Source organism: uncultured Campylobacter sp., assembly GCF_938045595.1.
Taxonomy (GTDB): domain Bacteria; phylum Campylobacterota; class Campylobacteria; order Campylobacterales; family Campylobacteraceae; genus Campylobacter_B.
The window spans coordinates 1-10,092 of sequence record NZ_CALIBB010000186.1; the positions used below are offsets into that span (position 1 = coordinate 1).

8 protein-coding genes and 1 pseudogene are annotated in these 10,092 nt (G+C 39.5%); 3 read left to right on the forward strand and 6 right to left on the reverse strand.

Annotation, left to right across the window (positions count from 1 at the left end):
- From Q0340_RS07370 to Q0340_RS07380, 3 genes and pseudogenes are all read left to right on the forward strand, one after another.
- Nucleotides 1-329 (forward strand): annotated as a pseudogene (locus Q0340_RS07370) (L-seryl-tRNA(Sec) selenium transferase); the annotation flags it as partial.
- Nucleotides 322-2,142, forward strand: coding sequence for a selenocysteine-specific translation elongation factor (gene selB / locus Q0340_RS07375; RefSeq protein ID WP_298082777.1), 1,821 nt, complete (start codon nt 322-324; stop codon nt 2,140-2,142). The pseudogene Q0340_RS07370 and the gene selB, both read left to right, overlap by 8 nt.
- A 51-nt stretch (nt 2,143-2,193) precedes the next feature.
- Nucleotides 2,194-2,907, forward strand: a complete 714-nt coding sequence (locus tag Q0340_RS07380; protein WP_298082778.1) for a histidine kinase — start codon at nt 2,194-2,196, stop codon at nt 2,905-2,907.
- A gap of 501 nt (nt 2,908-3,408) precedes the next feature.
- Here Q0340_RS07380 and Q0340_RS07385 read toward each other — a convergent pair.
- The 6 genes from Q0340_RS07385 to Q0340_RS07410 form a co-directional block, all read right to left on the reverse strand.
- Nucleotides 3,409-5,232 carry an autotransporter domain-containing protein gene (locus tag Q0340_RS07385; protein ID WP_298082779.1) on the reverse strand — a complete coding sequence of 608 codons (1,824 nt, stop codon included), beginning with the start codon at nt 5,230-5,232 and terminating at the stop codon, nt 3,409-3,411.
- Nucleotides 5,233-5,499: 267 nt separating this feature from the next.
- The gene (gene rplT / locus Q0340_RS07390) at nt 5,500-5,856 is read right to left on the reverse strand and encodes a 50S ribosomal protein L20 (RefSeq protein WP_297961674.1); all 357 of its coding nucleotides are present in this window, start codon (nt 5,854-5,856) and stop codon (nt 5,500-5,502) included.
- Between the two features lie 98 nt (nt 5,857-5,954).
- Complete coding sequence (gene rpmI, locus Q0340_RS07395) at nt 5,955-6,146, reverse strand: 50S ribosomal protein L35 (RefSeq protein WP_005871089.1); 192 nt, start codon at nt 6,144-6,146, stop codon at nt 5,955-5,957.
- A gap of 1,526 nt (nt 6,147-7,672) precedes the next feature.
- Complete coding sequence (locus tag Q0340_RS07400; protein WP_298082780.1) at nt 7,673-8,635, reverse strand: glycosyltransferase family 2 protein; 963 nt, start codon at nt 8,633-8,635, stop codon at nt 7,673-7,675.
- Nucleotides 8,628-9,563 (reverse strand): glycosyltransferase family 2 protein, encoded by a 936-nt coding sequence (locus Q0340_RS07405; RefSeq protein WP_298082781.1) that lies wholly within the window; start codon nt 9,561-9,563, stop codon nt 8,628-8,630. The genes Q0340_RS07400 and Q0340_RS07405 overlap by 8 nt, the downstream gene beginning before the upstream one ends.
- A 1-nt stretch (nt 9,564) precedes the next feature.
- Nucleotides 9,565-9,897: a GtrA family protein gene (locus Q0340_RS07410; RefSeq protein WP_298082782.1), complete on the reverse strand. Its 333-nt coding sequence runs from the start codon at nt 9,895-9,897 to the stop codon at nt 9,565-9,567.
- Nucleotides 9,898-10,092: the final 195 nt, after the last annotated feature.

The window sequence follows — 10,092 nt, forward strand, 5'->3', positions numbered from 1 at the left end:
TTCACCTCATCACGACGATAGATCAGATCCATCTGAGCCTGGACGAGCTGCGTGAGCGAGCGGAGCTAGTGCAATCGCGTATCGGCGTAAAATCGCAGATCGTGCCTACTACCACCTTCGTAGGCGGCGGCACGATGCCCGGCGCCTCCTACCCTAGCGTCGCGCTTGCGATACTTGACGGCACAGAGCCGCAGAGCACGCAGGCAAAATTTCGCGCTGCGGGCATAATCGGGCGGATCGAGGATGATAAATTTTTGCTCGATTTCAGATCGATTTTAAAAAGCGACTTGCAAGATTTAATAAAAAAGATCGGAGAAATTTATGAATAGCGTAATCATCGGCACCGCAGGCCACATCGATCACGGAAAGACTGCGTTAATCAAGGCGCTAAACGGCTTTGAGGGCGATAGGATGCCGAGCGAAAAGCAGCGCGGCATCACGATCGATCTTAGCTTTTCGCATCTGCGCTCCGGGAGCACCAACGTCGCATTCATCGACGTGCCGGGACACGAAAATCTAGTAAAAACGATGATTAGCGGCGCGTATGCCTTCGACGCTGCGATGCTAGTAGTCGCCGCGGACGACGGGCTGATGCCGCAAAGCAAAGAGCATATTCAAATTTTATCGCTGCTTGGGGTAAAAAGCGTGATCTTGTGTATCAGCAAGTGCGATCTAGCCGACGACGCACGCAGGGCGGAGGTCGCAGCACAGTGCAGGGAATATATCTGCAAATTTAAAGATTTGCAAATTTTAAACACCTTTTTTATCAGCATAAAAGACCCCGCGAGCATCGCCGAGCTGAAAAATTATCTCTTCAATATCAAGCCCGCGCAGCGCCAAGGAGGCGGCGTGGTGCACTACTACATCGACCGCGTCTTTTCGCTCAAGGGGCTCGGCACCATCGTAACGGGTAGCCTCATTAACGGCGCGATTTCAAAGGGCGAAAAGCTTTACAACTGCGATCTGGGTAAAATTTTTAACGTCAAAAGCGTGCAGATCCACGACGAGGACACGCCGCTAGCGCAGGCTCCAAACCGCGTCGCGCTGAGCCTTGACGCCAAAACGAGCGAGCTGCAAAAGGGGCAGATCCTAAGCAAAAAAGGTTTTTTCCGCGGCTTTAATGAAGCGGACTGCACCTTTAGCGGCGAAATTTCGCATAATCAAGACGTGCTGTTTTGCGTCGGAAGCAAGCAAAGCGCAGCAAAAGCGCTCATTTTAAAGGAACTTCCAAGCAGCGAGAAGCTCGTAAGCTTTAAATTTGATAAAACGATGTTTTTGAAATTCGGAGAGCCCTTCGTCTGCCTGGCAAACTCGCGAGTAATCGGCGGCGGGCGCGTGCTAAACGCCGTGGTCGAGCCGCTAAAAAAGCAGAGCAAAGCCGTGCTTCTAACCGCGCTTTTGAAGCGAAATTTCACCGAAGCGTTTAAAATTTTAAGCCTCTTTCACAAGCATGGATTCGGGCTATTTTCTGCGTATCAGCGCTTCGGAATGGAGTACGACGAAGCGGTAAAGATCGCGCGCGGCATAGAAGGGACGTATTTTGACGAAGCAAATTTATGCGTTTACGATCTAAGCGCGATCGAGGACGTAAAAAGCCTCATAAAATTTATCGTCTCCAAAAACGACTACGCGATCTTTTCGCCCGCCTCGATCGCTCTAAAGCTCTCGTGGGCCAGCGAAGATCTTGCTGCGCGTGCGCTTAGCGAGCTTGAGCGGGGCAACATCGTCTCAAAAAAGGGCGGAGTTTACGTAAAATCGGGAGTAGATTTTGACGCGCTCAAACAGAGTCTGGAGAGTAAAATTTTTGATCTCATCAAAAAGGGCGGCATCGCGCCGCTTGCGCCGTATAACGTCTATGACGAGCTAGAGATCGACCGCGAAAGCGGCGATGACGCGCTGAAAAAGCTAACCTACGCCAAAAAGGTCGTCCGTCTCGCGCACAATCTCTTCGTCGAGGCCGAAAATTTATCCCTGGCGATCAAGCGCCTTTACGCAATCATCGAAAAAGAGGGCTTCGTAAACGTCACGAACGCTAAAGAGGAGCTGGGACTTAGCAGAAAATTCGTCATCTGCTACCTCGAATACCTCGATAAGATGGGAAATATCGTGACGATCGACAATAAACGCTATTTGAAAAAGTAAAAATTTAAAATTTTGCACTACAATGCGCGGAATTTTTTGCAAAGGAAAAAAATGAAAAAAGCTATTTTAACTTCAGTTGCGCTCGCAGCGAGCCTAAACGCGGCTTTAAGCGACAGCGAAATTCTATCCATCTACGGCGGCGCGCCACAAGGCATCGAAATAAAGGTCGCCGAGCGCATCCCACTTAGCGAGCCAAAGGGCGTTGAGGCGGTCGTTTTAAAAATCTCTCAAGGCAATATGTCGCAAGAGGATATCATCTTCACTCAAGGCGATCTGATCTTTACCGATATCATCGATCCTAAAAAACGCGTAGTCTATAAGGAGCAGATCAAACAAGACCGCATCGCAGGACAGCTAAGTAAGGTCTTCAAAGCAGAGAGCAAAGACAATATCATCAAGCTAGGAAACGATCCAAAAAAACCTACGATTTTGATGCTGACGGACGCTTTGTGCCCATTCTGCCGCAAAGAGATGGCAAGGATCGAAGATACGCTAAAAAATAACAATGTCGATATAATCATGACCTCCGTTCACGGCGACGACGGCCACGCAAAATCCGCGCTCATCTACAAAGAGATCAAAAATGCTAAAACTGACGAGCAAAAGATAGCGGTTTTTAAAAAATATTACGCTGAAGATAACAAAGCAGGTGCCAAAGACGTAAGCGCTGCCGAGCTAAACGCTGCAAAAGCCCTAGCTGCCAAATACTTCGGTGCGGGGGTAAACTCGGTGCCTTACATCATCGAACTAGACAAGCTAAAATAATCTCTTTTAAATTTTGCGGAGCGATCCGCAAAATTCTACCTCATCGTCTTAGCCTTAGCGATTTTAATTAATCCGGATTTTATAAAATTTTACGAGTAATTGCTTTAGAATTTTTATAATCCCGCCGCTTAGCAAAATCTCTTTATCGAACCAGATTTAAAATTTTAAAATTTCTTTGCATATGGAATTTTAAAATTTAATAATCACGGAATTTAAAGTAGGCACAGATCTTTAAAATTTCAGACCACTTTTAAAAGACACGTGCAAAATTCTACTGCAAAATCCGCATTATTCTTTATATTGAAAGTAGCATAAAAGCGATAGTGTATGAAATTTAAAAGCAAGAAAATATGCAAGCAAAATCCACGGTTGAAATTTTAAAATTTCGCAGCAAAGCTCGGGTAAAATTTAGCCGCAAATTTCATAAAATTTTCGCTTTGCGGCAAAGAGGAATTTGCAATCGTGCTTCAAGCTACCTATCTTGGACTACTCTGATTAAAATCAAAACTCCACGTCAAAAGCGGCTCTTGCCAGGCTATTTTTGCTCTCGCTTAGCTCGTACGATGCGCTGAGCCCGACGCTTTGAAGGATCTTATATTTCAGTCCGATTGCGCCGTTAAATACGCCGCTAGAATAATCAAGCCCCTCGACGTCGTATCTATCCGAATACTTTCTGCTTGCATGATACGAATCGCCGCTAAATCGATGCTCGTACTCCGCATTTGCGAATATCTGCAGATCGCCGAAAGCCTTGATCGCGTAAATTCCCGCGGTGCCGTTCGGCGCGGTTTTTGAAGCGGAGCTAAATTTAAGCCTAGAGATCGCATCCTCGTTCACCCTAATCGCTCCAAGCCCCAAATACGGCTTAATATAGCCGTTTTCAAATAAAAATTTATATCCTGCTCTCGTGCTGAAATCCCAAATTTGCGATTTGTATTTCGCGCCGTGGATAGCGCCGAATCCGTTGTTGGTTTCAAATTTATGATCGTTTGTCGAATAGGTTAAATTGACCGCCAGATCCACGTTTTCGTTAAAGTCGTATCTGCCCGCCAGACCGAACTCGTAGGATTTGATGTTTTCTTTGACACCGTCGAATTTACCCTCGTACCAAGCGTCCGATTTTTGATACCCAAAGATCACGCCCAGCGTAAGATCATCCACTCTCTTGGAGGCTCCGAGTAAAATTCCGTCGCTTTTGTAATCGTATTTGACGCCGCCCGAGCGGTCTTTGTAATCCCCGCCGTAGTTTCCGATCGCGCTTACGTTTACGTTAAACTCCTGCCCGTCGGTGTCGGTTAAATTTTTATAAGCAGAATTTCTTGCAAACTTAGTAAGATCCAGATCGACCTTCGAGCGCGGCATCTCGATGCCTATGCGGTTGCCGCCTCTTGCGACCTGCGAAAACAGGCTGCCGTTTTTAGGCGTGAAGTTATTGACCGCTAGCATCAGCGCTTCAAAATAGGTAGGCAGATCGTCGTATCCGCTAGGATAGGCATTCGTATCGGAGGTGATAAATAGATTTGCCGCGTTGCGCTCGCGAGATAATCTTATGATCTCATCGTACTGATCGGGTCTTGCGTTGTATATGACGTGTAAAATTTTAGAGGAATTTGCGGGGTCTTTTTCAAATTCCGAGGTTCTAGGGCGGTAGTGGTTTATATACTCATCCGCGCTCACCTCTTGCAGCATCCAAACGTCCGCATAAGGGGCTATGGCGTCGCGCACGCCCCAGCCGTTGTTTGCCAAAACGAGCATTCCCGGATATTTGGTCTTGATATAATTGTAGATATTCGCCATATAGGCGATAGTTGCGGGATTGTTTTCGGTATTAACCTCGTCGATGAAGTATCCTGCGATATTTTCTCTGCCGTAGAAATTTACGAAATTATCGATATCGGCATAGACTAAATTTAAATTTCTAGTAGAATTTGTAGTATAGGTATAGCCTAAATTTGATATGCCCGCCGCGATATTTCGCTTCATCTGAACTGCGTCTTCTTCTCTTCTGACCAGATATTGCGTGGTTTGATCTCCCGGCGTCGCCGCTTCGTATGAGCCGAAAGCCACATAAGGAACCAGCGCACCGCCTATATTGGTAATGCCGTTCCAAAACTCGGCATTTACGCCGCTATTGCCCGTCCAGCGAAACGCAGGCATCATAACGCGCTGATTATTAAGTCTACCCGAATATGAGCCCTTTTTGGCAAAGCCCCTTGCGTACTCGAGCTTGATACGAAATGAGTTTTCATACTCGTCGCTCGCGGAGCTATCGCTAGCCGCGTCGCGCCTGCTTAATTTCGCGCCCAAGCTATCCGCAGCGCTCATTACATCGGAACGGGAAGTGTTGTTGGAGGGTGATTTTTGCGCCTTTGCATAGCTCCAGGAATTCTGCTCGCTCGCATAGCCGAACCCTGCTGCACCGACAAGCGCAAGAGATACGATTTTTTTTCAAAGGCTTTAGCATTCTGCACCGCCTCAAATAAAATTACCCAAATTCTTAAATCTCGACAAATTTTTGGACGCGCTTTTAAAATTAAAAGCTTTGTCGAAATTTAAAAATTTGGCCGCCTTAAGACGGCCAAATTTTAAAGCTTATTTTAATGCTGCTTTTGCCTTCTTTGCGACGGTTGCGAAAGCTTCGGCATCGTTCATAGCCATATTTGCTAAAATTTTTCTATCAAGCTCGATGCCCGCTTTTTTCAGTCCGTTTATAAATTTAGAATAGCTGATGTCGTTTAGCCTGCAAGCTGCATTGATGCGCACTATCCAAAGTCTGCGGAAATCGCGTTTTTTCGCGCGTCTGTCACGGAAGGCGTAAACGAGGCTTCTTTCTAGCTGCTCTTTGGCCTTTCTGAAATGTTTGCGCCTTGCGCTATAAAATCCGCGCGCAAGCTTTAGCACCTTGTTGTGACGGCGGCGTCTAACGATGCCCGTTTTTACTCTTGCCATATTAATCCTTTCTTAATCGGCGTCCCTTTTGGGATCTTGCCCTAAAATCCATAAATTTAGGGGAGTTTGAATGACTTTCGTCAAAAACTAACTTCGCACTATTTGCAAAGCATTTTTTTAACCGCAGATACGTTCGTAGAATCGACGTATTGGGCCTCGCGCAAATTCCTCTTGCGTTTTTGAGACATCTTCGTCAAAATGTGGCTGCGAAACGCCGAGCCTCTTTTGATCTTGTTTTTGCCCGCTTTAAAACGCTTGACGGCACCGCGCACGCTTTTCATCTTTGGCATGGTCGTCCTTTTTTTAAAGTGAATGGGAAGTATATAATAAAATTTCTTTGAAAAATTTGAATTTTAGCGAAATTTATAAAAATATAAAATACTACATCGAAATTGATATAATTATTACTCATAGCAATATTTTCAGATTTATATCGTTTTTATAAATTTAAGCAATTGGATAAAAGTTTTCCTTTTTAATACAATTAAAACTATAAAACTTACTATTATTAAGCAAAACGCGTAGACGCCGGGCAATATATGAGATATAGCAATAAAGCAAACACCACAAAAAAATTCTACAGCAATATTGCAAAAATTTATACTTTTTATAAATTTTTTCAGACCATAACTCAATGCGATATATTTGGCAAAAAGAGATAAAAACAGGCAAAACATTATTATAAATATATCATTGCAAAAATATACAATAAATCCAATAAATACTGAAAATATAATCAAAGAAATTAAATTTATACGAAGCATTTGTCCTTCTTTGCGTAATGCCTTAAAATATGAATTAGTAAGAAGGAGCGTCTTACCTTCGCATAGCAATATCGTAAAAATTATCGGCATATAATTTAAAACGTCCGCATATTTAGGTAGCCAAGCGCCCAGTAGAACTTCTACAGGATATGTAAATAGAAATAAAAATACAAATATGATTGATAGTCCATCATCTAAAATTTTAAAAATTTCGTTTTGTTCGCAAGCTTTTTTAGTTCGTAATATCGGGAATAAGATCGCCGAGAATGCATTGATAAAAAATAGAGCAAAATTTAGTAACGACAATATAAGTGAAATTTTGCCAAATAAAACGATGCTAAATTTCCATGCAATCATAGATCTTGCAATAAATATCAAAAATATATTACAAAGCGCAGAGATTGTTAATTTTATACCTATTCGCATATTTTTATATATATAAAATAAGCTATCTGTAAAAGGAACCATCTTTACTTTAAAAAGATCCCTACATAAAAAACAAATATAAACAAGCGATATAAATCTGGCAAAAATAAATGAAAATATTAAAAATTTAGTTTTATCGAAATCCACGAAACAAACTGCTGCTATGGATGATAAGACAAAAATTCTTTCTATAAACAAAACGAGTATTGACTTTTTTATCTCATTTACACTTTGCAAAAGATTATATAGAAATGATCTTGGCACCGTGATAGCACCCGAAATAGCAATATATAAAAATAACCTTTTATCGAACGAAAACGCACAAACCGTAAAAAATATAATTAGGCATTCTAGAATATATAAAATCTCCATCGTACAAATTTGAGATTTTAGAGTTCTTTTAGAAATAAATTCATATCGCCTACCGCCGTATCTTAGATATATACCATCAGATAGTCCAAAATGTAAAAATTCTACGTAATTAGCAAAAAATATAAATAATTGATAGTATCCAAAGCCTTCTAAAGATAAAAGCTTCGGTAGAACTAAGATCGATACTACGGATACAAACGCAAAAAATATCTGCGCTAGCGCCATATATGAAATTTTAGATAGCAAATTCCGTCCTAAATCGTCTTTTGCATAAATTTAACTATTAAAAGGCCTAGCTTTTTTGGTATCCACATCGCGCTAACCGTGAATATCCAAAAAGAAGGGAATTTCTTATAAATTTTATATAAATTGCGAAAGCAGTTTTCGTTCCTAACCGCAGAAAGGCCGTTTCGTATCCTAATTATATTGGCGGGATAATAATATATTAAAAGCCTTTTTCTAAAAATTTCAAGCACGAAATCTACGTTAAAATTCTTTTCAATAGTGATTAAGGTATCATTTAGATTTGCACCAAATACTTCTGAAAAATTATATCTTCCACTATTAAACTGCCTTGCTGCATAAATTTTATCAAATACCACGACTTGCTTATCAGACAAAATCGCACAGGCGATATTCCAATAAAGCTGCACGAGATTGTTATTTGCTATCACGTCTAAATCGATTCTATCAAATAAACTTTTATTTACTATATTAGAAGTTATAAAAGTTAAATTAGTATGGGCTTCTTTTATAAACTCCGCTTTATCATCATCATAAATTTTAAAATTACTAAATTCTTTAAATTCTACCGGCTTAATTTTGTCTATGAAATTTTGTGCCTTTAAATGAATGATACCGAATTTCGAAGAAGAATCTAGTATCCACATTAAATATTTAATCGTATCATCAAACACTAAATCATCATCGCCGAATATCCATATATATTTTCCGCGCGACAAAGAAATCGCTTTTTTGAAATTATTATCTGGACCAGTATTTTCACTATTTTTTATATATTTTACAAGTCCGAAATCAATATATTTTTTTGCAATATCCGAAGTTTTATCACTGGAAGCATTATCTAAAATTAAAATTTCAATATCTTTTCGCTCGCTTTTATACACGCTTTTGCATAGACTATTTAGACTTTTATCTAAGAATTTTGCTCTATTATAAGTCGGTACTACAATGCTTAAAAAAATATCCTCAGTCAAAATTGATTCTTTCCTTTTCAAATACCAACGGGCGATTTAATACTTGAGTATAGATCGCACCTATGTATTCGCCTATTATACCGATGAAAAATAGAATAATGGAAGAGACGAATGAAAACATAATAATCAATGGCGCAATACCTATGCTCATTTCATTCCAAAAAATAATTTTCAATATAAAGTAAAATATACCAACAAAAAAACTCAAGCATCCAATTATTATACTCAAAAAAATTGCGATCCTGAGTGGAATTTTAGAGTTACTTATAATACCTAGCATTCCCATATCGTATAGTGAATAAAAATTACTTTTTTTGATACCTCTATATCTAATAGGCTGATCGTATTCCACGATACCAACATCAAAGCCCACCTCCGAAACAATACCTCTCCAAAACGGGTATGGATCTTTCATACTTTTCATAGCATCCATTGCCCGACGTCCATATAGCCCAAACCCAGTAAAATTTTTATATATTTTTACATCAGATAAACTCATTAAAATTTTATAATACATTTCTCTAATTCTATACATAATGTGATTTTCTTTACTACTTTTTTTTACAGCCAAAACTATTTCATTACCATTTTCCCAATTTTTAACTAATTCATAAATTAATTCTGGCGGATCTTGTAGATCGGCAACAAGCGAAATAACGGCATCGCCATCTGCTTCAAACAATGCATAAGTTGGGCTTCTATTCCAACCGAAATTTCTAGAGTTAACTATAATCTTAAGATTTTTATCTTCTTTCGCAAGCCGTTTTAAAATTTCAACAGTTTTATCTTCGGATGCATTATCTATAAAGATATGTTCGTAGGTATAATTAGGAAGTTTTTCGGTCATAACTTTTTTTACCTGACTATATACCTCTTCAACATTTTCTTCTTCATTAAAGCAAGCTGTAACTATACTGATCTTTTTCATGTCATCTCCTAAAGACAAAAAATTTATTTAATAAAAATGACACCGCAGCCAGCGGAATCAAAAGCGCAAAACCATTTATATACATATTTTCCGAACCAAGCTTTTTTAATAGCCACAAAAAAAATATATTTAAGAGATAAATTATAGCATAAACTAAAATAAATCTAAATATTGAACCATTATCACTGCTATTAAATACTAGCCTACCTATAGTTTTGAAGTTAAACAATACACCAAGGATTGTAGAAAGTAAAACTGCGAGGGGATAATATAGGCCCAGATATATAAAAAGAGCAAATAGGCTATAACCAAATATGGTATTTAAAATACCCACAAAAATAAATTTATAAACCTGATAATAACTCAACAAAAGACACCATCCAATTCCATTTATGTTATACAATATATAAAATAGGCAATTCTATTCATTGATCAATCTTTTTATAAATTGTAATTGAATTAATCCAAGAATAATCAATTGGCTGAACCCCAATTCTCGGGATTGTATCATACAAATATTTAAATTTAC

Excerpts from the sequence above, each read along its gene's own strand:
- selB (WP_298082777.1), top strand. The coding sequence starts at position 322 with ATGAATAGCGTAATCATCGGCACCGCAGGCCACATCGATCACGGAAAG.
- Q0340_RS07380 (WP_298082778.1), top strand. The coding sequence starts at position 2,194 with ATGAAAAAAGCTATTTTAACTTCAGTTGCGCTCGCAGCGAGCCTAAAC.
- Q0340_RS07385 (WP_298082779.1), bottom strand. The coding sequence starts at position 5,232 with ATGAGCGCTGCGGATAGCTTGGGCGCGAAATTAAGCAGGCGCGACGCG.
- rplT (WP_297961674.1), bottom strand. The coding sequence starts at position 5,856 with ATGGCAAGAGTAAAAACGGGCATCGTTAGACGCCGCCGTCACAACAAG.
- rpmI (WP_005871089.1), bottom strand. The coding sequence starts at position 6,146 with ATGCCAAAGATGAAAAGCGTGCGCGGTGCCGTCAAGCGTTTTAAAGCG.
- Q0340_RS07405 (WP_298082781.1), bottom strand. The coding sequence starts at position 9,563 with ATGAAAAAGATCAGTATAGTTACAGCTTGCTTTAATGAAGAAGAAAAT.